The sequence below is a fragment of the Bacillus sp. LSHTCR4 genome, assembly GCF_057197025.1.
Map to the genome: position 1 here is coordinate 2,211,274 of NZ_JBXUNO010000001.1, position 23,099 is coordinate 2,234,372.

The window sequence follows — 23,099 nt, forward strand, 5'->3', positions numbered from 1 at the left end:
TAATAGCTGGTTAATCTAAACAAAAGAGGCGAATAGTTCATATATCCTCCTCTCTTACTTTACGTGTATGAGTGGCTCCAAAAATAAGGGATTGCTGCCGCCCCCTCTTTAGTTAGTGCGAAATCTGTGTAACTAATTTCTTTAAATTGAGCGACAATTATTATACCGTTAACAACAAGTAAGCCCCAAGAACTTATTTTAGCAATATACGGAAAAAGTAGCAATCTTTTCTCCGCCCAATATAAACAAACCCTCCAACTCAAACGATTTGGAGGGCTCTATACCACAAAGAAGAACTTTTATTAGATTACTTCAATTTCCCCTCAAAAACAATCTTCCTACCACACGGTTCAACTACTGTTTTACCGTCTTTCTTCACTTCATGAAAGATTGGCTCTTCCATGCGACGAGATGGTGCGTAGCCTTCTTGTTCCATACGTGCTAAGCAGTCTGTAATTGTTTCGTTTTCGAGTACTTCAAATTTCTTTTTATTAGGTTGTTTTGTCATGCCCTAACCTACTTTCTATTTTTCTTGATGCGAATTGATTCTTCATGTAGATCATATATAACATTGCGAGAATTCCTATTATAATCATAACCGCAATAAAAAAGCTTGTATACTGTATTTTTTCTATAAATACGCCTCCTAATACAGGTCCCAGTATACTTCCTAAACTAAAGGCAATTCCAGATAATATATTACCTGCTGGCAATAAGTGTCTCGGTAATAAATCTGTCATAAACCCAAGTCCTAACGAGAAGCACGATCCAATGACCATACCCGCTAACAACATGCAGGCAAAGACGATCCAGTAATATTGATCAAATACGGCTGCAAGCAAGAAAATGCCCGTACTTATACAGAACGTCCACGTTAAAATACGGTCCCTTCCGTATTTGTCACTTAATATACCGAGCGGAATTTGTGTAATAATGCCCCCAACTGCAAATGCTGGTAATAAGAAGGAAACTTCTGAAACGGACCATCCTTTTCGAAGTGCGTATACTGGTAAGTTACTGTTTAACATTGCTTCCAGTACGCCATATGCAAGTGGTCCCAGCAGTGCAATCCATCCTAATCCAACAACTTGTTTATAACGAGAAAATGATGATTCACTCTTCACTTCTCTTTCATCTTGCGCTGGGAATGCATTTTTCGTTGGAAGTAATAGGAGCCAACCTATTAAACAAAGTATAGTAGATATAATAAACGGCGTTGCAAGACCGTACTGAACTGTGCTTGCTAAATACGGACCGACGGCAAAACCAATTCCGAAGAATACACCGTATATTGATACTTGTCTCCCTATTTTACTCGGGTCTGATGTTGTCGTAATCCATGTTTGTGTTCCGACATGAAGCATATGATCTCCGACTCCAACTAGAAATCTAAGGATAAACCATACCCAAAACGAAAATGTTTGTGTAAAAAAGAATAATGAAATAATAACGAGAAACCCACCAATCACGATAATTGGCTTCATTCCAAACTTTTGCATCGGTTTTTCAAGAAACGGTGAGATTACTAATATCCCAATGTATAGTGCCGTCGCATGAATACCGTTAATACTTGAACTAACCCCTTCTTGTTCAAAAATCATTGCAATGGCCGGTAAAAGCATACCTTGTGATAAACCCGAGATTGCTACAATCCCAACCATAATCCAAAAAGTAAAACGCATTGACATTCCTTTCCCTCTCCTTCTCACGCTTTCCACCTTTCATTATAAACTGTTTCTGCAAATGCGTGTACGAATATTCGCAATTAAAAAGAAGCTAAAAGAATGAATCTTTTAGCTTCTTATCCTTCCCAAACTTGCGCTTTCACATTGTTATGGAATTGCTTAAAATACGGATGTTTATAAAAAGCAGTTTCATACACGTATTGCTGTGCACTAGCGATTGGTGGGTGGGAGTATTGCAGTTGTAAAGGAACTACAACTGGTGAAACTTGCATATACAGCGGAGCTATCATCATTTTTGTATACATATGATGATTATATGGAGAATGCGCAATTAAGAACGGATGGTGCATTGATAATCTCCCCTTTTACTTACAATGTTATAGTATATGCAATACCTTTCATTTCGGGGATTATTTCTGTTCTAACCAATCCTCTACATGCTTTATAAATACATCTAAACAATCAATAAACGGCGAATGACCGCAATCTTCTAACAATTGTAATTCAGCATTCGGCAAATGTTTTGCTAATTCCTCACCGACTACTTGCGGTACGACATAATCTCTATCACCTTGTATGACGAGTGTCGGCGCTTTAATATGATGAATTTGCTTACTTCCCTCTACAACCCCATTATGTTCATCTGAAATATTAAATGTAATGAGCGCATAATTCACATCTACGAAATTACGTTGCGTTAACATATCATCTAAATACTTTTCATAACGGTCCGGTTCAGGTTGATTATGTGTATATATTAATAAATCCCATACTGTACGGTAATATAATTTATTCATATTTTTTATCGCATCTAACACTGGTGCAATTTGTACAGGATCTTGCGCAATTTCTTCTTTCGTCTTAACTAAACTAGATACGATCGGCTGCCCATTCGTATCTTTTTTAAAGATTGGGTATCCTTTCATTCCTACTGATTCTACTAAAATTAACTTTTCTACAAAAGTTGGGTGATTCGCTGTAAATTGCATTGCAACACCACCGCCCATTGACCAGCCCATTAATGAAAATTTCTTTAGTTTTAATTGATCGATAAATAGTTTTACATCTTCTGCAAAGTCTTTTAATGAATCTATTGATTGATTATATGTTGATTGACCAAATCCTCTTAAATCGAGAGCGTAAATATGGTATTGATCTTGCAGCTTTTCAATAACTAAATCCCAATGTTGTGACGATGTCATGTTCCCGTGAATAAGTACAAGAATATCTGTATTTCGCCTTCCAACTTCCTGATATGCAATCGTTTCTCCGTTCGAGAGTGAAACAAACTCCATTGTTGCAGGCTTAATCATCACAAGTTCCCCCATTCTATTTAATAGAAAGAAAATTCTTTACTTACTTAAAGAATAGCACGTAGAATATATGTTCGCAACATAAAACCTATAAGAATTTTTTACATAAATCAACATGTCTATTACTAGACAATTAAAATAAAAAAGTATATAGTTAGCTAGGTAACTAATTTGAAAGGATCAAAATACATGGACGAAAAACAACATTTTTTTCACATCGTCAGCCAGACTTCTCGCAAGTTTACGAAGAAATTTAATGAACGCGTATCTCCAACTGGGTTATTTAGTGCGCAGTGGGCTGTTATTTTCCGTATCAATCAAACTGGTTCTTGTACGCAAACAGAATTATGTCAGTATTTAAACGTTGAATCACCAACGATGACCCGTACGTTAACACGTATGGAAACGATGGGCTGGATTATTCGTACAGAAGGAAAAGATCGCCGTGAGAAGCTCATTTCGTTATCAGAAACAGCGATAAAAATGATTCCGGTATGGCAAGAAGAAGTGGATACTTTCGAAGAAAAGACACTAGAAGGTATTAACGAAGAGGATTTACATCAAGCATTTCAAGTATTACAACAAATTATTAAAAACTTAGATTAACTTGGAGGGATGACCATGCAAAGTGAGAAACTTTGGACGAAGGATTTCCTCGGAACTTGTTTTAGTAGTCTATTTCTCTTTTTAACATTTTACATGCTTATGACTACTTTACCTGTCTATGTAATAGACGGCCTAAAAGGAAAACCTGAGGAAATTGGTTTAGTTGCAACTGTTTTTCTTATTTCATCTGTTTTATGTCGACCATTCACAGGAAAATGGCTCGATGATTTAGGAAGAAAGAAAATATTATTTATTTCACTTTCACTATTTTTAGCCGCTACCGTTATGTATTTCGGTGCACAAAGTTTATTTTTATTACTAGCCCTTCGCTTCTTACATGGTATTGGGTTCGGTATGGCAACAACTGCAACTGGTACGATTGTCACAGATGTTGCGCCAGCTCATAGACGAGGCGAGGCACTTGCCTATTTCGGCGTATTTATGAGTTTGCCGATGGTAATTGGTCCTTTTTTAGGTTTAACAATTATTTCTCATTTTTCGTTTACTGTATTATTTATCGTTTGTTCCGTATTTTCATTGCTTGCATTTTTATTAGGACTACTTGTAAATATTCCGCATGAAGCACCAGTAAAGAAACAAAAACAAGAAAAAATGAAATGGAAAGACTTACTTGAACCATCTTCTATTCCAATCGCTCTTACAGGATTTGTTTTAGCCTTTTCTTATAGTGGTATTTTATCCTTTATTCCTATTTATGCAAAAGAGCTTGGTTTAGCTGATATTGCAAGTTACTTCTTTATTTTATACGCACTTGTTGTTGTCATTTCTCGTCCATTTACAGGTAAGATTTTTGATCGCTTCGGTGAAAACGTACTTGTTTATCCGGCTATTATTATTTTCACAATTGGGATGTTCATTTTAAGCCAAGCACAAACTTCATTTTGGTTCCTTGGCGCAGGGATGCTAATCGGTTTAGGTTACGGAACATTAATTCCTAGCTTCCAAACGATTGCAATTTCTGCCGCTCCAAACCATCGACGTGGTTCTGCGACAGCTACGTACTTCTCATTCTTTGATAGTGGTATTGGCTTTGGTTCTTTCATTTTAGGTATCGTCGCAGCGAAATCAAGTTATCATAATATGTATTTTATCGCAGCTATTATCGTTGCGTTCACTTTACTTTTATACTATGGATTACACGGACGAAAACAAAAATTCAAGAAACAGCGTACAGACGGACAAATATCCGCTTAACGTAAATAAGGAAAGTAAACTTATCCGTTTACTTTCCTTATTTTGTATTTCTTTCAATTGAAGCGTATACTTATAATAGAAATAAAAAGGAGGGACCGATATGAAACTTAAAAAATCTCCCCTACTCTTACTCATAATCACATTCCTATTTGTAATTACAGGGCTCGGTTTTACATACTTCAAACATAATAAAACAATCCCGTCGAAAAATAATGTGACGAAAAAAAATTGGTTAGACGATCCGTACTTACGTTGGTCGTATACACATATGAAAGAATTCACTTTAATTAACGAGGTAAATCATAACCCAGATCAAGTTTCCCACTTCTCTACCGCTTTGCAAAACTTAGACGATTTTGCTGTGGAGCGTAGATTTGGAAATACAACTCCTCTAAAAAAACTTTTAGACGATAACAAAACGGATGCTTTCGTTGTTGTACATAATGGAAAACTTGTATATGAACGATATTTTAATGGATATAACGAGAGTGAACCTCATGGCATGGCATCATTAGCAAAGGTCTTTACCGGGGCAATTATACAATCACTCGCTGAAGAAAAACGTATTGACTTAGAAAAAACAGCTGACACATATATAAAAGAATTAAAAAATACACCGTTCGGTAATGCCTCGCTTCAGCAATTAATGGACATGCAAGTGTCTGCAGAGTACCCGACTCACGGCTATGAACACCCAGCGTTAGAAAATCAAGATGCACAACTATATTTAGCGAGCAATATTTTACCTCGAGGTAAAAATTACGACGGCCCGATGAAAATTTATGATATGTTACGAGAAGCAGAAGAAACTGCACCGCCTGGTTCCGATTTTTCTTACGATAACGGATCAGCAGAAACACTCGCTTGGATTATTCGAACGATCACTGGTAAATCATTAGCTGAAAACGTTAGTGAGCGCATATGGTCTCAAATTGGTATGGAAGAAAACGCGTATTACGTAACAGATGAAACAAAAATTGAACAAGCAAGCGCTGGTTTAAATGCAACTGCTAGAGATATGGCGAGATTTGGACAATTATTATTAAATAACGGGGAATATAACGGAAAACAAATTCTCCCTTCTTCTATTACTGAAGATATAAAAAATGTTCAAGAAGGTGAACTTGCAGTTGGTCCTGGAGCTTCCATTTCTTATCATAATCAATGGTGGATTCCACACAATGAACAAGGTGCTTTTGAAGTGTTAGGTAGTTACGGACAAACACTTTACATCGATCCGAAAGCAAATATGGTAATTGTCCACTTCTCTTCTAACGCTACGCCAAGTAATGAAATCCATTCTGTTTACTCTAATATGTATATTGATATTGCACATCATCTAGAGAAGCTTCCACAGTAGTGGAAGCAGGAGTTTAAACCTTACATGTATGACTATTTGATTGAACACACAATCTGTTGTGTTGAAACATCAATATATCTAAAAAAGGAGCTCTCTTGATAAAGAGAGCTCCTTTTTTTATTTCTTCTTCTTTTCTGTCGGTTGACTCTGTTTAGCGAAATTAGATGAATCATCGAAATTTGGTTGCTTTTTACCAGCATTATTACTTCTACCTTTTCCCATATGTAATACACCTCCCCTCATCCTTACTATTCCCAATAAAAAAATCCTCTTGCATCCAGAAGTTTTTTTATTGTCCCTTATTCATAAGGCACCACTGTTCTCGTAGTACTTCCAACACTTTCAGTTAGAGAAGCTTTCACAGTAGTGGAAGCTTTTTATTGTTGGGGGGTTTTATTTAAACCCATTACCCTCATCACGTTTATTCATAATGAAACTTTTTATTAGCAATCCAATAATACATTACGAAGAGTGTCAACAAAATCCAAACTATAGTTAGTAATCCTGTAATTATTGCGTTTGAATGTACGTCCCCCGTAACTAACGTTTCCATTGCATACGTACTCATACTGGCTGGATTAAGCTGATCCATTATTGGATTCAAACCGACGATTACTCTACAGGCTAACAGGAAAACAATTGAAATTAATGCGATAATACCTTGACTGTGAAAAATAGCACTTATCATTGTTGTGAAAGATACGATAAAAAGAACCCAAATTAGATAAAATAGTAATCCAGTAATTAGGTGTGCGAATGGAACAGCAGTAAAAAGATAATTTACATATAGATAAGATGTAACGTATCCAATTGTTACACTACAAGCTGCCATTAAATAATTTGACACTATTTTCCCACCTACATATGAAGTAACAGTAACGGGTCTTGTTAAAATAAAAGCCAACATACCATTTGCTTTATCTGTTTGAATAGCTCCCATCATAGATATCACTAGAATCATAAGTCCAAGCTGATCAAACTGAGATCCCAAAGTACTCGCTAATACTTCGCCTCCGTTTTGTGTTGCCATATTTGGATCAATGATAATTCCCTGTCCTCCACCTAACGCTTCTAGAATTGATGGTAAATAATGAGTTACTATCGGCTGTGTTGCACCTAAAAAAATAAAAACAATTGGTAGCCAAATAATCTTAAAATCACGTAACATTTGCACACATTCTTTTTTTATCAATACAATTGAGTTATTCATTTTTGCACCACCAAATTCAAGAAAATTTCTTCTAAAGTATCGTTGCTCATTTCAAATTTAACGATGTCCACTTTATGTTCGAGTGCATTTTGCAATAACATATTTTTATTTATTTCAATACTTTCAACCTTCACTTTGATTTTAAGCCCAACCACTTCAACGTCCTTCACATACGGTAATTTTTTTACAACTTCAATCCACTTTTGATCTTTAGCTGTTATTTCAATTATTAATTTATTTTCACTATTCCGGTGTACAAGCTCCGTAATCGTTGTATCTTCTATTTTTGTTCCATCTTTTATAATGACAAATCGTTCACAGATTTCTTCTGCATCGCTTAATATATGGGTTGATAATAAAATGGTTGTATCTTTTTTTATTTCTTCAATTAAATTCAATACTTCCCGCCGGCCAATCGGATCTAATGCGGATACCGGTTCATCCATGACAATAAGTGACGGTTTATGCAATAATGCTTGTGCAATACCTAGTCGTTGTTTCATTCCACCAGAAAATGTACTAACCTTTGCGTTTTCTTCGTTCCTTAGTCCAACTTTCTCCAAAATCTTTGGAATCAACTTTGACAATTCTTCTTTTTTCAATCCGGAAAGTTGGCCCATAAACGTAAGCGTTTCTCTCGCTGTCATCCAATGAAAAAAATTAGGATATTGCGGTAAATAACCAATTTCACTTTTCATTTTTGATATTTTTATCCCATTCAATAAAACTTCACCAGCAGTTGGATGAATAATATCCGAAATTACTTTTATTAATGTAGATTTTCCTGCTCCGTTTGGTCCAATTAATCCGACGCATTCCCCCGCTTGCAGTTCCATCGAGAAATTATTGACAGCAATTTTTCCTTTAAATGATTTTGTTACATTTTTAATCTCTAGTTTCATAATTTCTCACTGTCCTTTCTCCCTATAACGAAGTAGAAAATAGGTCCCAATATATGAACGAAAAGAATAATGAACGTCCATACAAGTACATTTTTTCTTGTTTTTCTATGTCGGTATAAATCAATGAATGCAATGAGGACTAAAAGTGCCCCCACTGCAATAACTGGCAATATAATGGGTAGAAAAGTCATAATATCAATGTCTTTAAGATCATTCAATCCATAATGTAGTTGCATTATTATCATTCCTCCCTAATTTCATTCTCATTATCGATAATGATAAAACATAAACGAATGAATTGCAAACATTATTCTCATTATTTATAATGAGAATAAAAATACATAATAAATAAGGTGAGCGAATGAGTAATAAAGTTGAAATTTTAATGCATCCAGTAAGAATGAAAATTTGCCAAGTGTTAATGAGAAATAAGGAAAATGGGTTAACACCATTAGAAATGGTAAAAATCATTAAAAATGTACCACAAGCCACACTATATAGACAGCTACAAACTATGGTTGATTCTGGTATCGTCCATGTAATTAAAGAAAAAAAGGTGAAATCTGTTTCTGAAAAATATTACGCAATTAATGAAGAAGATGCAAAGATTGAAGGCAGTGAATGGAAAGGATTATCGGATGATGAAAAGTTAAACTACATTTCCTATTATCAGTTATCACTTATGACACAATATCAAAGTTACCTTAAGAAATTAGAGGAACAAAACAGTCAAGAAGATACTGCTACTTTTTCTGTAGTGGAATTAAAGCTAGATGAAGAACACTTTGGAAAATTTCAAAGCGAACTTAACGAATTAATGATTAAGTACTATAATAGCCAAAGTAAAGATGAAATAGAGGCTCCGGTTCGGACTGTCGCTATTACAATTATTCCAGAAACGTGAACTCACTCAACATACATCATACAAGCCGATGCTTCCTTGCCATAGGAAACATCGGCTATCTTCATTTCGAAAATTATTTTGACTTCTGCTGTATGGCTGGCGAAAAAACTGATCTAGAAGCTGAAATGTTGTAGAATCTAGAATTCGAATGTGCTTAAAATTTTATCTATATTACATGAATTCTTTTCTCGCGTTAATCTCATACGATCCACACTCTCTCCAAACGCCTTTTAAAAAGAAGCATGGGTAAATTAATAAATATAAATTGGGAATCCACCAAGACATATCAAAATCTAAACGGATTGTCCAAAATGCTAGAGCTTGTAACCCTGAACAAAAAGTTAAAATTAATGATAGGAACACAAAGTGGCTCCAAATCTTTTTTTGTTTAGAATGCAAATACAAGCTTAAAAATCCCGTTAACGAGATTAACAAATCTAAGGGTAAAAAAGACCAGTTCCAAGCTACTAAAATAGGATCTTCATAATCTTTAAACAAATATTCTTGTGGAATCATATGAAAAATTGTTATGAGCCAATATATAACAAACCCAACATCAGTAATAAGGAAAAAATACTTTAATCGATTCAATGTATACGTTCCTCCACCATTTCTTTTTTCTTCGCTTCATGTGTCGTACTATTAAAATTTAATATTACGACTCCAACTAAAATAAAAAGAATTGCTAGTATCTTACTTACATTGATACTTTCTCCAAAATAAACAAAACCAATTGTTGTAATCGTTACAATTCCCATACCTGACCAAACCGCATATGCAACGGACATCTCCATCCCTTTTAATGCAAATGTCAGAAATGCAAAACTTACTACATAAAATACAAAAATAAGAATGCTTGGTACAAGTTTCGTTAATCCATCAGATAGTTTCATTGCAGTTGTACCTGCTACCTCAAATAAAATTGCTAAGCATAAATAAATCCACTGCATTATTCTCCCACCTTCTATTTCGGATTAGAAATTCCGTATAGTAACATATCCATAATCGATTCAAGCATACTTCCCAATGTATAATCACTCTTTTCTATAAACATAGGATCATATATGCGATTCAGTGCCCCCAAGTATACTTCAATAAAAAACGGAATTTGAATTTTTCTTATGCTTCCTTCTCTCATTCCCTCTTCTATTAAACCAATTACAGTAGACCAACCTTCACGTAAAAACTGATCTAATTTTAACCATTGGTTATAATGATGTTTTTTTAGTTCTACTAATAAACGTGCATCCATGAATGTAAATTGTTGTGGAATGCAAATTAAGATGAGTCTTATTTTTTCAACTGTTTGTAACGTACCGTCTTCAGCGATATCTTTTTCCTTTTCTTGAATACTTTCTATTACACTACGAATAACTTCATCTACTATTTCATCTTTTGAAGAAAAGTGCTCATAGATTGTCCTCTTACTGACAGCTAATTGTTTTGCTAAATCACTAATTGTAAATGTAAACCCCTTCGTTTGAATTTGATGAATTGTTTCTGTTACTATTCTTTGCTTCATAATCCGCCCCCTAAACCATTGGTACCATTTTGGTTTTTTTAGTACCATTTCATTTTACAATATTTAACATAATGTATACAATAAATATTTTAAAATTTCTAATTTTCAACTCAAAACAGATAAACATGAGAGCAATGAGGAACATTCCTGCATATTCAACAATCAAGTGAATGTATAGAATCACACTGATGCATGAAGCCTTAAAAAAGTTACATGCAGCTCTATAAGGATATGTTAGTATATGTTCTTTTTTAGCTTGATGGCGAGAAACTCCAATCTACCTTTCACCTAAGTAAAAAAAGCGCCCTATAAACAGGGCGCTTCGCTTCAACTTAATGACTAATAGTAGCAGTTGGATATAATGTTGTTCCTCCAATTGAAACCTTTATTTCATTTGTTAATGGAACATTTTGTTCATTAATAATTGTTCTCCACCATTCCCATGCAAGACCTGTACATTCTCTTGCTACGATTTTTATGTTTTTTGAATTTGGTGGAAGAGGGATTACTGTAGAGTAATGAGCTGTTTTATCTTTGCCACTACCCTCCCATGTTTTATGTGTTAGTACTTCTTTCCCATTTTGATCAAATGTGAATTCATCCCAAGATACATCAAATTGGGCAACGTAAGCACCGTAATGATCAAGTGTCATTTTAGCACTTGAATATTCTGTAGTTGTCGTTTCGATATAATCTGTATTGTTATGAACAGCAGCAGTTGCATTATCTTTTAAGAAAGTGCTTGTATATGAAATTGGGTATGCTGGATTTTTAAGACTTAATTCAGCATTATCTTTAATGATATTTCGGATTTCATTGAAATCTTTTGTAACAACTTTGTTATGCTCTTTCGCATCTCCGCCTAATACTACAGCAGTAAAGGTACTTTCTTCAAAAATATCTTTGTACTGTCCACTCGTTTCGACGCTGTTATTCTTAAGTAAGGCTTTAAAAGCAGCTTGTACATCTTTACTCTTAGATGTTGTTTCTAATTTTACATAAACCGTTCTACCATAAGCTACATTTGAGACCATAACAGGTGGAGCTGCATTACTTACTCCTTTACGAGTTAACTCACCAAAAGTAACACTATTATCAAAGAGATCGGATGGATTGTTAGGTAATTCAGCGCTTACGGTATAGAATATTTGTTTATATGCCGCCACCATCACTTTTTTCTCTCCATTTGCTACCGCATTAAAATCTATATTTAGACTGTTATCAAGATATTTAGCATTAACATTAAGGGCACTTGCGATTTGTGATTTACTATAAACCATAGATTCTGTATACTGCATTCTTGCAGGTAACGTATGTGTTGTAGAATACTTTTCATTCCAAGTAGATACTAAATCGTCTACTGCTCCAGCTACATTACCATATGTCGGATTTTGGACAGTGATTGTATTTTCTTTTCTCATGCCAGGTAAGTCTATACTAATATTCAAAGGCTTTCTCTTAGCCACTAATAAACTCGGTTGATTGTCTGCAAAAGCTTTATTGGCAAGTTGTACAGCCCCTGGATACGTACGATTTGCTACAGAATCAATAATCGAAATATCGACTGGTGACGTTGTAAGTGATTTTTTCTCGCGTTCCACCACTACAAATTTACCATTTGAATTGATACTTTCTTTCGGAACAAAACTCTCTACTTTATCACCATTTACAGCTAAAACCTCTTGATTATTATATGTAAGATTTCCTATACCAGTATCAATGCTACTAGCATTTTTAGTTATATCAGTTACATGACTGGCTTGTGTTTCTGCGAAAGAAATAGATGAATAATTAAGAGTGCATAGACTAACTAATACACATGTAAGGAACTTTCTTCTCTTGGTATTTTTCTTATTATTCAGAAAAATCACCCCGTTCTTTTTTAGTAAGATATAATAATAATGATTGATACATGATAGCTAACGAATACACTTACATAAACGCTTTTAAAAGTTCTTGGACTAAAGGAATTACTCCACCTAAAAATTTTAAAACTGCCATTGCGATTTCCATATTACTTCCTCCTCTTTGCTGTATTAAGATGTGTTGTATATTTATGCTTTCATTATAATAAGCTTTTACATTTGCATCAATTCATTTTTATATGCAATATTTCATATTAGGGAAAAAGCAACTTTTTCTGTCAGGGTGATAATGCTACTACTCTTCTTGAACATATTTCAATCCCTCTAAAAATATCAGAATTTTCTATTTTTAAAAGGGTATGAACGAAACAACCTCGAATAATTGTAATACATATACATAAGGAGGTTGATCTATTTTGTTTCGTTCTTTTACAAATGGTTGCGTCGCTTTAGTGCAACGTTTCTTGCCAGAACCTTTTATTTTATCATGTTTATTAACTGTTTTTGTTATCTTCTTCGGCATGTTTGCAACGCACCAAACACCTGTGGAAATGATTAATCACTGGGGTAATGGCATTTGGGGGCTTCTCGCCTTTTCTATGCAAATGGCACTTGTACTCGTGACAGGATCTGCTTTAGCAAACGCTCCTCTTATTAAAAAAGGATTAACAAAAGCGGCAAGACTACCGAAAACGAATGGACAAGGTATTATTGCCATTTCAATCGTAAGTTTACTAGGGGCGTACATAAACTGGGGCTTTGGTATTGTTGTATCTGTTTTATATGCCAAAGAAGTGGCAAGACAGCTGGAAGGATTAGATTATAGACTAGCCATTGCTTCTTCTTACTCTGGATTTCTCATTTGGCATGCGGGGCTTTCTGCTTCTATCCCTCTTACGTTAGCCACAGGCGGAGAAACGTTAATTAAAACGACAGCTGGAAGTATTAAAGAAGCGATTCCAATTACAGAAACGTTATTCTCACCATACGCTCTCGTTCCGGTTATTATCTTTTTAGTTACGATGCCTCTCATTAATAAATCGATGCATCCAGATGAAAAACATACGATTACAGTAGACCCTAGCGTGTTTCATGAAGAAGCTGCAGCTCAAGAGGTAGGAAATAATACGTTCGCTGAAAAAATGGAAAATAGTATCATCATTACACTTTGCGTTGGATTGTTAGGTCTCATTTATATTTTCAATTACTTTTATACGAAAGGCTTTAACCTTACACTTGATATCGTTATTTTCATGCTATTAATTGCTGGACTTATTTTCCACCGTACTCCGATTCAATATATTCGTGCTTTTTCAGACTCTACGAAAAGTGCTTCTGGTATTTTACTTCAATTTCCGTTTTACGCAGGAATTATGGGGATGATGATTGGAGTAAATAGTGAAGGACTTTCACTTGGAGGAGCTATTTCAAATTTCTTTATTAGCATTTCAAATGAAACGACTTTCCCGCTCTTTACTTTTTTAAGTGCTGGCATCGTTAATATTTTCGTTCCATCTGGCGGCGGTCAATGGGCTGTGCAAGCACCCATTATGATTCCAGCTGGCGCTGAACTTGGTGTACCTGCTGCAAAAACAGCAATGGCCATTGCGTGGGGAGATGCTTGGACGAATTTAATTCAACCTTTCTGGGCATTACCGGCATTAGCGATAGCAGGTTTAGGCGCTCGTGATATTATGGGATTTTGCGTTGTTAACTTACTATATGCAGGATTTATCATAAGTCTATGTTTCCTATTTATTTAAACGAAAAGCTAGTTTTATACTAGCTTTTTTACATAATAAATCATTTATTTCCCATGCAATTTATAATCTTCTTCCACTCTATATCCGTAAGATGTAATGCCTCACATGCAAAAAAATGTTCACATACTTTTTCAATTAGATGCGGATTTCCCCTCAAGAAATCCCACTGTAACGCTTTAGGAAGAAAATGCATTTCATACTCCTTACTTCCCCTTACTACTTCATCAACTTCTCTTTCACAAATTCCTCTTATTAAGTAATCATTTCTTAATTACATTTGAATTTGTTGAAACGTTTCGCTACATTTTTTCAATTGAAGTAAACATGTAATATATGTTTGCAAAAGTTCGTTATCATACCTACAACAATTTATAATACGATCAAGTTCATTCATAATGTACGAGCTTTTTCTTCTATTTGTAATAACCACTTTTCCCGCTTCTCTCGTTTACTCGTTTTCACAGATTGAAAAACTGATCGTTTTATATCGCGAATGCCGCAAAAACGTAAAACACCTCTCTTCATCATTATCCAATCCGCTGATCGATATAATAGTGCGACGTACCATAACGGTGAATCTAGCGTATGAATTACCCACGCTTTCTTTCCTTTCAATAAGCCCTTTGGCAGGGCACCTTCATATTTATAAGCAAATCCAGCGACGAAAATGCGATCAATAAACCCTTTTAAAATAGCAGGCATCCCCCACCACCATATCGGATAGATGAATAAAAGCATATCCGCTTCTGCTACTAATTTTCTGTACTGAGCTGTCTCTTCTTCATTTACTAAATCTCGTCTTTTCTTCTCTTCATTAAATACAAGGACTGGATCAAATTGTTCTTTATATAAATCAAGTACCGTAACTGAATGATTTGTTTCTTGTAATCCTTTTTGCACATGCTTTAAAATGGCCGAGTTAAAACTTGAAGGGCTAGGATGAGCGTATATAATTAATACATTCACTGCAAAACAACTCCCTCTATACTATAGTTAAAGTTTCTCCTTCTTTAACATCTTCTCTACAATTTGCACGTTTTTCGAACTTTGTAATAAACGGTTTAATACTGTAAGTAACTCTTCCTTTTCTAAACCTTTCAGTTTCTCTTTCACCTTACTCTCACCAGCATCTTGAATATCATAAACAACTGCCGCCATATGCTTGCAAAGATTCTCATACGGACACTCGCAGCTACTTTCTGTAAAATCTTCAAGATCAATAATCACTTCATAGTTTCCTGCATTTCCAGTAACGAAAGCAAATATTTTCTTGTCTTGTATTTCAACATCTTCTACATGTCCATCTTCATAATATTCATAACCTTTATCCATAATGTATTTAGGAATCCATTTCGTTATATCATGTAATAAGTAAGCGTACATCATAGCACCTCTTCCTTTAATTCCCTTTTGACTTCCACAACCCCTGCATGTTATTCTAATAACTGTCAAATAGCAAGTCTATGTGACAAAACGACTGACACCTATTCGGCGGAGGTGTCTCTTTTCATTTGCAGCCGATATGAAGTGCCTCTTTCAGGCACATTCAATCTTTGACACTACACACTCAACACCATTCCCTGTATCAGGCTGCTTAAGCAGTCTTTTACTCTACATACTTCAAAAAAAGAGAGCTTAGCTCCCTTTTCTCGCCTTATAAAATACCCCTTTTTCAGTATAGAGATATTCATCAGCTAATGTAATTTTCCCATCCAGTTTCAGTTCATCTAATAGCCTTGATAAATAAAATTGATGTAACATCTTTTTCGTGAATTTTCCTTCATGATGCGAAACGATATGTTCTTGAATATCTAACAATGATATCGGCTTATCTTGCTCTATCATATATTCATAAACTGTACTACGCAGTTTTACGTATTTTTCGAGTGTCACAGTAATGCGCAACCCCTTTCTTCCTCATATAAATTTTCGTAGTCGGTTTTTTTGCAATAAAAAAACCTCTTCGATAAGAAGAAGTTACGTATATATCTTCGTCTTATCTCCCAGAACAAATATGTTCTGCTGGAATTAGCACCTGCATCGCGGTTGCTGGGTTTCATCGGGCCAGTCCCTCCACCTCTCTGGATAAGAAAATATTCACTTAAATCTTACTATACGTAATTTCACTTTAATTGTCAAACAAATATAACAAATTATATTTTCTCTCTTCCTGTTCATACTATACATATATGAATATGCAAGGAGGATTATGAAATGCACGAAAATGCCCGCGGATATGTCCAAGACTCTTTTCAATCATTACAAGAAGCAAAACATTGTTTAGAAGCAGCACTACAGACTGTTGAAAAAGATTTTAATCGCGCTCGTATTGAACAATCCCTTTATGCGATCGAACAAGCTATTCAACGCTGCGATTACACGGTTCATATTTTAGAACAAGATTGAAAAAGCTTCCCATCATAAGGTGGGAAGCTTTTTCAAATGGCATACTTCATAATTATTGCCGTTATGATTAAAAAATATACAGAAAAATGCTCCTTACAATATGTAAGAAGCATGAAAGAGGCAAACGAATATGTAAGTCGCGACCCTACCTTATATGAGTATGCTTTTCTATGCCATGTTATGCTCATCTAATATACCGTATTTCTTTTTAAATCTTGTAAGAATCGTAATCCAAGACGTACTAAATAGTAGTAAGAAAATAACATTCGAAATTGCATGGCTCAAATCAAAATAAAAACTTGCGATATAATACGAAATGACAGCTTCCCACGTTGCCTCTCGTATAAAACCGAGAAGCCCCCAGAAGTTCATAATCCAGCCAAATAAAAATCCAACAAACAATCCGTATAGAAGTCTTCCCCATAGCTTTTTCATTAAAAATGTATTACGTAATAATCCTGCTATAAAACCAATCATACCCCATGAAAACATTTGCCACGGCGTCCATGGACCTTGTCCTAAAAAGATGTTAGATACGATAGCCGCTGTTGCACCAATCATAAAACCAGTTTCACTCCCAAACACGATTGCAGAAACGATAATAACAAAAGAAGTTGGTTGTACACTCGGTAAAATAGAAAATGGGACGCGGCTCACTGCTGCAATTGCAGCTAATACAGCAACGAGAACAATTTCACGTGAAACAAACGCCTTCCTTTCAAAACGGATATAGAAAGGTAACATAATAACGACTAATAAAAACAAACTACTTAACATGTAATAACCATCCATGATAAGTGTAGTAAAGAGTAATGTGCCTATTATTACTGCAAAAATACATATTATGAATGCAACATATCGTTTGGACACGCTTCGTACACATCCTCCCACGTTAATGCATATGGCAATTCTTTTCGAATGAATCGATTAATAGATGTTGTATAAAAAAAGTTTCCACTAAAAAATTCTTTCGGTGCATCATTCATAATGACTGCTCCGTCGAATAACATCATACATTGATCAACGTATTTCGCTGCAAACTCAATATCATGCGTTGCCATTACAATTGTTGTACCTTCTTTTTGCAACTTCCTAAATAGCTCTCCTACTCTTTCTTTCTTCCACGGATCTAATCCTTTTGTCGGTTCATCCAGTAATAATAAAGTCGGCTTTGATAATAACGTTGTACATAATGCAAGTAGTTGTTGCTCTCCCCCGCTACAATCATGTGGATGACGTTCTTTAAGTCCATATAGCCAAAACTTTTTAAGCTGATGTTCTGCTATTTCTTTTCCTTGTTCTCCATATAATTCACGCGCTCGTTCATACACCTCGTCCCACACTGTATCAAATGTAAAATGATAATACGGATGCTGTGATATATACCCAATACTTTTAAATCGTTCTTTCGAATCAATTTTATGTATCACTTTCCCATTCCACTTTACTTTCCCTCTTCTCGCTTTTTGTAACCCTGCTAAAATCGTCAACAGTGTAGACTTTCCTGTACCATTTTTTCCAACGAGAGCTACCCATTTTCCTTTTTCAATCGATACCGTTAAATCTCGTAAAATGAGCGGACTATTTTTTTCATATTGGAACGAAATATGCTCTGCACTTAAAATGACTTCTTGCTTTTCACTTTGTGCTATTGGCTCATTTACATATGATATCGCTGAAAAATCATTCAGTTTCATTTGTGCTTCTCGCACTGTAAACGGAATATCTTTCGCATTCCACTCTAAAAACAATCTTGGAATTTGCGGAATAAATGGACGAAACTCTTCAACTTCCCACATATTCGCTACAACCGTTTTCGGACTACCGTCATACACGATTCGGCCGTTATCCATACAAATAACGCGCGTTGCAAGCGGTATTACTTCATCTAAACGATGTTCACTTAAAACGATCGTAATGCCAAGTTCTTCGTTAATACGTTTTAATAATCCTAAAAATTCTTTCGCAGCAATTGGATCTAACTGCGCCGTTGGTTCATCTAATAATAATAACTTCGGCTGCATAACTAATACCGCAGCTAAATTGACAAGTTGCTTCTGCCCGCCAGATAACGTATGAACAGATTGGTGCAATAAATCTTGAAATCCTAAGAAGCTAATAAGCTCTGCTATTCTTTTTTGAATAATATGTGATGGTAATCCGATATTTTCTAAAGAAAACGCTAATTCTTGAATTACTGTATCCATTACGAGCTGATTTTCTGGATTTTGAAATACCATGCCAATTTCTTGGGCAGATAACAAATCCGGTACATTTTCTAATAAAGTACCATCATAATATATATCCCCAGTACGCTTACCAATTGGAAGTAATTCTTTTTTAAAATGTTTTAATAAAGTCGTCTTCCCGGATCCTGATCCTCCAGCAAGTGCAATAAACTCTCCTTTTTGAACAGAAAGAGAAATATGCTGTAACGCTTTTTCGTTTTCATCAGCATATACAAATGATAAATTGTTTATTTCTGCATGCGCCACCATATCCATTCCCTTCCTTCCATTATGATTGGTAAACTAATAAACATCGTAAATACGACAAACATCATCCCATCGAACTGCTGAAATAAAATCGATTCGACTTTCGGATAAATAATCAATTTTCCTCCGCCATAATTACTACATATAATAGCAGCTATAAATAGAATACTTAAATAACTGAGCGTGTACCAATCTCGTCTTTCCATTCTATACCGAATATATGTCGTACGCTTCGTTACACCAAATCCACGAGCTTGCATAGAATCTGCTGTTTGCAGTGCATCTTCTAATGAACAAATTAATAATACTTGCAATAATTGCATTCCATTTTTCACGCGTTCAATAATGGAACCTGCATCTACTTGTACACCCTTCGTTTTTTGGACGAGTGTTATTTTCTGTAATCGCCTCATAAACAATGGAACAAATCTCACTGTAATCATCGTTAACAATGCTACTTTCGGTGAAATTCTAGAAAACAAATATAAAAATTTATGACTTGAAATAATATCATTATACGAAGCAAACGTAAACATAATCGCAACTAGTAATAACCCCATTACTAGTCCAAACATAATCGCCTCAAGCTTAATACGGCTATCACCTAACCAAAATAACGTCGTTCGACCTCTATGCGTTAATAGCGAATTAAATAAAATGACCATAAAAAAGAAAACAATTGTGCTCGGTAGCATCTTTCTTATCTTTTCGCTATTTCCTTGCATCACATTTAACATAATAATTAATACTATTGCTCCAATTAAAAAAAGAGGATGAAGACACATCATACATAGTATCATCACCCCGATATAATAGAAAAAATTCACAAAAGGATGTAAAGAAGAAAAACTTATTTTCATAGTCCTTTACCGAATGCCTTTCTTATTTTAATACAAACACCCACTCGATTGTATCGCCTGGTTTTACTGTAACTACACCTGCACTATGGTTTGGGAATGCACCGTTCACACGATATTTCCATCCACTAGTAGCGGTAATATCTTTTTCATATAAATCATTAATACCTTTTACATAAACTCCGTCTTTAGAGCCCGTTGCATCAACATCTAAACCTGTACGCTGCAATACTTTATACACAGTATCGCCTTCTTGTACATCCACCTTTTTCGCACCTAATAAATATCCTTCATTACCTTTTACTGAGATAGTGACTTGTTTTGGTTTTGGTATTACTGGATCTGGCACTGGCGGTACTGGATCTGGTACCGGTGGTGGCGGAGTTGGTACAGTTCCTTGTTGCCCTTTATTCGGATCAAGTTTTTGCTCCTGCTTCGGTGTTTCTTTCGGCTGGTTCACAACCTTCGCTTCTTCTTTTACTTCTTGCGCTTTCGGTTGCTGTTGTTTCTCTTCTTGTGCTTTTTGTTGTTCTGGTTGTTTATTTACAGCTGGTTGTTCTTTCGGTTGTTCCTGTTGTTTCTCTTCTTTCTTTACTTCCGGCTGTGGCTGCGTCTTGTCTTCTTTCGGCTTTTCTTCTACTTTTTGTTCTTGTTTCTCTTTCTGTTCGTCTTGCTTATTTTGCTCTTGTTCAGCTTGTTTTTCCTCCGGCTTTTCTTCCGGTTTCGCTTCTTCTTTTTTCTCTTCTTGTTTTGCTACTTCTTCTTGCTTTGGTTCTACTTTCTTCTCAGGCTTTACAGCTGCCTCTTCACATCCGGCAAGTAACCCAAGTGAAAGCAGTAAAGAAATACACCACTTCATCTTACTCATGTTGTCTCTCACCTTTCATATTAAAAATTAGGAGCAAATGATTGCTCCTAATTTTTGTTAAGCTGCTTTACGTCTCCATAATACATATGCAGAAGCAATACATAATACACCCATACCTACTTCTGTAGCTGCACTATGAGAAGATGCTCCTGTTTTCGGTAGTGTGCTACCGTTTCCGGATTTTTTATTTTTAACCGGTTCGTTATCAACAACAACTTTTAAATTGTCATCTTTTGTTTCTTGTTGTACTTGTTTTTGTTCTTCCGGTTCTTCTGTAACTTCTTTATCTACTACATTATTCTCCGGTTCAACAATCTTTTCTGGCTGTTCAATTGGTTTCGGTTTAATTACTTCACCAATGACTACATTCGACCAATCATAAATAGATTTCCCAAGTTCTTTAAACTGAATTAAAGCTAATAATGCTTGCTCTGTTGCCATTCCGCTACCATTTTGATCACCTGGTAACCATTTAAATTCACCATTTGGAAGTTGATATGACAATAGATTTTGTACTGCCTTATGTAGACGGTTTTGATCTACATCTTTCACAAGTGATAATCCAATAATTGCTTGTGCAGCACTATTAGAATTTTCTTGTCCATCAGCAGAGAAACCACCATTTTCTAGTTGTTCATTATATAAGTATGCGACAGCCTGTTGCACAGCTGGTTTCACATCTGCTCGGTCTTGATAAGGAGCTAATGCTGATAAAACCATACCTGTTACATCAACGCTACTAGCACTGTCTTTACTGCTTGCACTATCGTAAGTCCAGCCGCCATCCGCATGCTGCGCGTTTAAAATTGCATCTACTAAAGCAACTCGATTCCATTTTGAATCTACTGGAACTTCATATTTCTTCGTATCAAATGCAAGTAAAGCAAATGTATAACCTGTAACAGAATTCACTTTATCTGATTCGTACAATTTTTGAACTAAATTATGTTCGCCTACCATTTTCGGGTCTGCATTCATTGCATTCATCATAATAATCGTTCTAGCTAAATCTGTCGCTGAAAAACGATTTATACGCTTTTCTACTTTTTCAGTTACTGCCTTAACATAATTTAATTTCGCCTCAATTGGCACATTCTTTCCAGAACGAGAAAGGCCTAATGCTACCCAATCACTTTCAATTCCATCTTGTAACATCTTTTCAGATGTCTTAGAGATCGCGTCATTTACTTGTGCTGCTGGAACTTGAATGTTCTCTTGCTTTGGTTGTTCTGGTTTTTCTTGTTTTGGATCATCCTTCTTCGGTTCTTCTTGCTTTTCTTGTTTTGGATCATCCTTCTTTGGTTCTTCTGGCTTTTCTTGTTTTGGATCATCCTTCTTTGGTTCTTCTGGCTTTTCTTGTTTCGGATCATCTGTTTTTGGCTCTTCTGGTTTTTCTTGTTTTGGATCGTCTGTCTTTGGTTCTTCTACCGTTTTACAAGTACCAAATTTATCTAATGTTTGTTGTAATGTTTCTTGACTCATATTGCTCCAGTCTGAAACAAAGCGGAAAACAACAACATCTCCAGATTTTAATTTATAACTATCCGCTCCAACTTCTGCAGATTTATCATTTACATCATACAGCCAGCCACTTGTAGCCCCGGCCATTAGCCCATCAATGCCTTTCACATACGTTCCAAACGACATCGTTTCAGCTTCTACTTTGTCCCCCATGACTTTTTGCAGCAAGCTTAAAGCTGTTTCCCCATCTTTAATTTGCTCTTCTTTCGGACATAACATAATGCCCTTTTGTGATTCACCAACAATTGCAAGTTTTGCTGTATTTCCTTCAGCAAACGTAATATGTACTGTATTCGCAAAAGAAACAAATACAAGTGTAACTGCCATTAACGACGTAAGCAGCCATTTTTTTAACATTGCCATCCCAAAATTTCCTCCCTTACTACTATTCACACAAAAAAAGGCCCTTCAAGGGCGTGCAATTGACACTCTTTTTTTGTAAGTGTCGAACAAATTGTGCAACACCTCCTACCCGCATCATTCGCGGCTATATTTGTATAGGAAAAATAATTTTGTTTATGAACGTATCATTGTGATAACATTCACTTTTCTAGGCACAACTTACTTCCATTTAAGTTATCGTAAAACGATAAACCTATACATTCTG

At 35.4% G+C, this 23,099-nt stretch carries 25 protein-coding genes, 1 pseudogene and 1 riboswitch; of the genes and pseudogenes, 6 read left to right on the forward strand and 20 right to left on the reverse strand.

Annotation, left to right across the window (positions count from 1 at the left end):
• Positions 1-307 precede the first annotated feature (307 nt).
• From AC2CGR_RS11315 to phaZ, 4 genes are all read right to left on the reverse strand, one after another.
• Entirely contained in the window at positions 308-508 is a 201-nt protein-coding gene (locus AC2CGR_RS11315; RefSeq protein ID WP_000166303.1) for an NETI motif-containing protein, read from the reverse strand.
• Complete coding sequence (locus tag AC2CGR_RS11320) at positions 492-1,688, reverse strand: MFS transporter (protein WP_029438957.1); 1,197 nt, start codon at positions 1,686-1,688, stop codon at positions 492-494. Before AC2CGR_RS11320 ends, AC2CGR_RS11315 begins: the two co-directional genes overlap by 17 nt.
• A 113-nt stretch (positions 1,689-1,801) precedes the next feature.
• On the reverse strand, positions 1,802-2,035 hold the full coding sequence (locus AC2CGR_RS11325) for a hypothetical protein (RefSeq protein ID WP_071726155.1): 234 nt from the start codon (positions 2,033-2,035) through the stop codon (positions 1,802-1,804).
• A 60-nt stretch (positions 2,036-2,095) separates the two neighbouring features.
• Complete coding sequence (gene phaZ / locus AC2CGR_RS11330; RefSeq protein ID WP_484480827.1) at positions 2,096-2,998, reverse strand: intracellular short-chain-length polyhydroxyalkanoate depolymerase; 903 nt, start codon at positions 2,996-2,998, stop codon at positions 2,096-2,098.
• Between the two features lie 189 nt (positions 2,999-3,187).
• On the opposite strand from phaZ, the gene AC2CGR_RS11335 reads away from it, so the two are divergent.
• The 3 genes from AC2CGR_RS11335 (at position 3,188) to AC2CGR_RS11345 (ending at position 6,179) form a co-directional block, all read left to right on the forward strand.
• The gene (locus AC2CGR_RS11335) at positions 3,188-3,604 is read left to right on the forward strand and encodes a MarR family winged helix-turn-helix transcriptional regulator (RefSeq protein WP_131100171.1); all 417 of its coding nucleotides are present in this window, start codon (positions 3,188-3,190) and stop codon (positions 3,602-3,604) included.
• 15 nt (positions 3,605-3,619) lie between these two features.
• Positions 3,620-4,819, forward strand: a complete 1,200-nt coding sequence (locus AC2CGR_RS11340) for an MFS transporter (RefSeq protein WP_131100174.1) — start codon at positions 3,620-3,622, stop codon at positions 4,817-4,819.
• A gap of 100 nt (positions 4,820-4,919) precedes the next feature.
• On the forward strand, positions 4,920-6,179 hold the full coding sequence (locus AC2CGR_RS11345) for a serine hydrolase domain-containing protein (protein WP_484480828.1): 1,260 nt from the start codon (positions 4,920-4,922) through the stop codon (positions 6,177-6,179).
• Between the two features lie 421 nt (positions 6,180-6,600).
• Here the strand turns inward: AC2CGR_RS11345 and AC2CGR_RS11350 are convergent, their stop codons facing one another.
• The 3 genes from AC2CGR_RS11350 to AC2CGR_RS11360 are packed head-to-tail and all read right to left on the reverse strand — an operon-like array spanning position 6,601 to position 8,527.
• Positions 6,601-7,389 carry an ABC transporter permease subunit gene (locus AC2CGR_RS11350; protein ID WP_484480829.1) on the reverse strand — a complete coding sequence of 263 codons (789 nt, stop codon included), beginning with the start codon at positions 7,387-7,389 and terminating at the stop codon, positions 6,601-6,603.
• A complete protein-coding gene (locus tag AC2CGR_RS11355) occupies positions 7,386-8,291 on the reverse strand; it encodes an ABC transporter ATP-binding protein (RefSeq protein WP_484480830.1) in 906 nt (301 codons plus the stop codon). Before AC2CGR_RS11355 ends, AC2CGR_RS11350 begins: the two co-directional genes overlap by 4 nt.
• A complete protein-coding gene (locus tag AC2CGR_RS11360) occupies positions 8,288-8,527 on the reverse strand; it encodes a PLD nuclease N-terminal domain-containing protein (protein WP_087967709.1) in 240 nt (79 codons plus the stop codon). The genes AC2CGR_RS11355 and AC2CGR_RS11360 overlap by 4 nt, the downstream gene beginning before the upstream one ends.
• Before the next feature lie 125 nt (positions 8,528-8,652).
• On the opposite strand from AC2CGR_RS11360, the gene AC2CGR_RS11365 reads away from it, so the two are divergent.
• A complete protein-coding gene (locus tag AC2CGR_RS11365; protein ID WP_087967707.1) occupies positions 8,653-9,195 on the forward strand; it encodes a transcriptional regulator in 543 nt (180 codons plus the stop codon).
• Positions 9,196-9,366: 171 nt separating this feature from the next.
• On the opposite strand, the gene AC2CGR_RS11370 is transcribed toward AC2CGR_RS11365, so the two are convergent.
• The 4 genes from AC2CGR_RS11370 to alo all read right to left on the reverse strand — a co-directional run bounded on the left by AC2CGR_RS11370 (position 9,367) and on the right by alo (position 12,588).
• Entirely contained in the window at positions 9,367-9,786 is a 420-nt protein-coding gene (locus AC2CGR_RS11370) for a YvaD family protein (RefSeq protein WP_484480831.1), read from the reverse strand.
• On the reverse strand, positions 9,783-10,145 hold the full coding sequence (locus AC2CGR_RS11375; RefSeq protein ID WP_131100189.1) for a DMT family transporter: 363 nt from the start codon (positions 10,143-10,145) through the stop codon (positions 9,783-9,785). Before AC2CGR_RS11375 ends, AC2CGR_RS11370 begins: the two co-directional genes overlap by 4 nt.
• Positions 10,146-10,159: 14 nt before the next feature.
• Positions 10,160-10,717 (reverse strand): TetR/AcrR family transcriptional regulator, encoded by a 558-nt coding sequence (locus tag AC2CGR_RS11380; protein ID WP_484480832.1) that lies wholly within the window; start codon positions 10,715-10,717, stop codon positions 10,160-10,162.
• A 332-nt stretch (positions 10,718-11,049) separates the two neighbouring features.
• On the reverse strand, positions 11,050-12,588 hold the full coding sequence (gene alo, locus AC2CGR_RS11385; RefSeq protein WP_270184955.1) for an anthrolysin O/cereolysin O family cholesterol-dependent cytolysin Alo: 1,539 nt from the start codon (positions 12,586-12,588) through the stop codon (positions 11,050-11,052).
• 410 nt (positions 12,589-12,998) lie between these two features.
• Here alo and AC2CGR_RS11390 point away from each other — a divergent pair, with 410 nt between their 5' ends.
• On the forward strand, positions 12,999-14,345 hold the full coding sequence (locus AC2CGR_RS11390; RefSeq protein ID WP_484480833.1) for a short-chain fatty acid transporter: 1,347 nt from the start codon (positions 12,999-13,001) through the stop codon (positions 14,343-14,345).
• Positions 14,346-14,385: 40 nt separating this feature from the next.
• Here AC2CGR_RS11390 and AC2CGR_RS11395 read toward each other — a convergent pair.
• From AC2CGR_RS11395 to AC2CGR_RS11410, 4 genes and pseudogenes are all read right to left on the reverse strand, one after another.
• Positions 14,386-14,739, reverse strand: a pseudogene (locus tag AC2CGR_RS11395) (group-specific protein).
• The gene (locus AC2CGR_RS11400; protein WP_087967696.1) at positions 14,736-15,311 is read right to left on the reverse strand and encodes an NAD(P)H-dependent oxidoreductase; all 576 of its coding nucleotides are present in this window, start codon (positions 15,309-15,311) and stop codon (positions 14,736-14,738) included. Before AC2CGR_RS11400 ends, AC2CGR_RS11395 begins: the two are co-directional and overlap by 4 nt.
• A 27-nt stretch (positions 15,312-15,338) precedes the next feature.
• Positions 15,339-15,728, reverse strand: a complete 390-nt coding sequence (locus AC2CGR_RS11405; protein ID WP_087967694.1) for an SWIM zinc finger family protein — start codon at positions 15,726-15,728, stop codon at positions 15,339-15,341.
• Positions 15,729-15,980: 252 nt separating this feature from the next.
• Positions 15,981-16,250, reverse strand: a complete 270-nt coding sequence (locus AC2CGR_RS11410) for a hypothetical protein (RefSeq protein ID WP_086387814.1) — start codon at positions 16,248-16,250, stop codon at positions 15,981-15,983.
• 88 nt (positions 16,251-16,338) lie between these two features.
• Positions 16,339-16,437, reverse strand: a riboswitch (SAM riboswitch).
• A 122-nt stretch (positions 16,438-16,559) separates the two neighbouring features.
• Here AC2CGR_RS11410 and AC2CGR_RS11415 point away from each other — a divergent pair.
• The gene (locus AC2CGR_RS11415; protein WP_000544998.1) at positions 16,560-16,751 is read left to right on the forward strand and encodes a hypothetical protein; all 192 of its coding nucleotides are present in this window, start codon (positions 16,560-16,562) and stop codon (positions 16,749-16,751) included.
• Positions 16,752-16,919: 168 nt separating this feature from the next.
• Here AC2CGR_RS11415 and AC2CGR_RS11420 read toward each other — a convergent pair whose 3' ends face one another.
• From AC2CGR_RS11420 to AC2CGR_RS11440, 5 genes are read right to left on the reverse strand one after another with little or no spacing between them, the layout of a single operon-like run.
• Positions 16,920-17,621, reverse strand: a complete 702-nt coding sequence (locus AC2CGR_RS11420; RefSeq protein ID WP_087967693.1) for an ECF transporter S component — start codon at positions 17,619-17,621, stop codon at positions 16,920-16,922.
• Positions 17,594-19,255, reverse strand: coding sequence for an ABC transporter ATP-binding protein (locus AC2CGR_RS11425; protein ID WP_484480834.1), 1,662 nt, complete (start codon positions 19,253-19,255; stop codon positions 17,594-17,596). Before AC2CGR_RS11425 ends, AC2CGR_RS11420 begins: the two co-directional genes overlap by 28 nt.
• On the reverse strand, positions 19,228-20,106 hold the full coding sequence (locus AC2CGR_RS11430) for an energy-coupling factor transporter transmembrane component T (RefSeq protein WP_087967689.1): 879 nt from the start codon (positions 20,104-20,106) through the stop codon (positions 19,228-19,230). The genes AC2CGR_RS11425 and AC2CGR_RS11430 overlap by 28 nt, the downstream gene beginning before the upstream one ends.
• 22 nt (positions 20,107-20,128) lie before the next feature.
• On the reverse strand, positions 20,129-20,971 hold the full coding sequence (locus AC2CGR_RS11435; protein ID WP_484480835.1) for a DUF4430 domain-containing protein: 843 nt from the start codon (positions 20,969-20,971) through the stop codon (positions 20,129-20,131).
• A gap of 57 nt (positions 20,972-21,028) precedes the next feature.
• The gene (locus AC2CGR_RS11440; protein WP_484480836.1) at positions 21,029-22,855 is read right to left on the reverse strand and encodes a DUF4430 domain-containing protein; all 1,827 of its coding nucleotides are present in this window, start codon (positions 22,853-22,855) and stop codon (positions 21,029-21,031) included.
• Positions 22,856-23,099 lie beyond the last annotated feature (244 nt).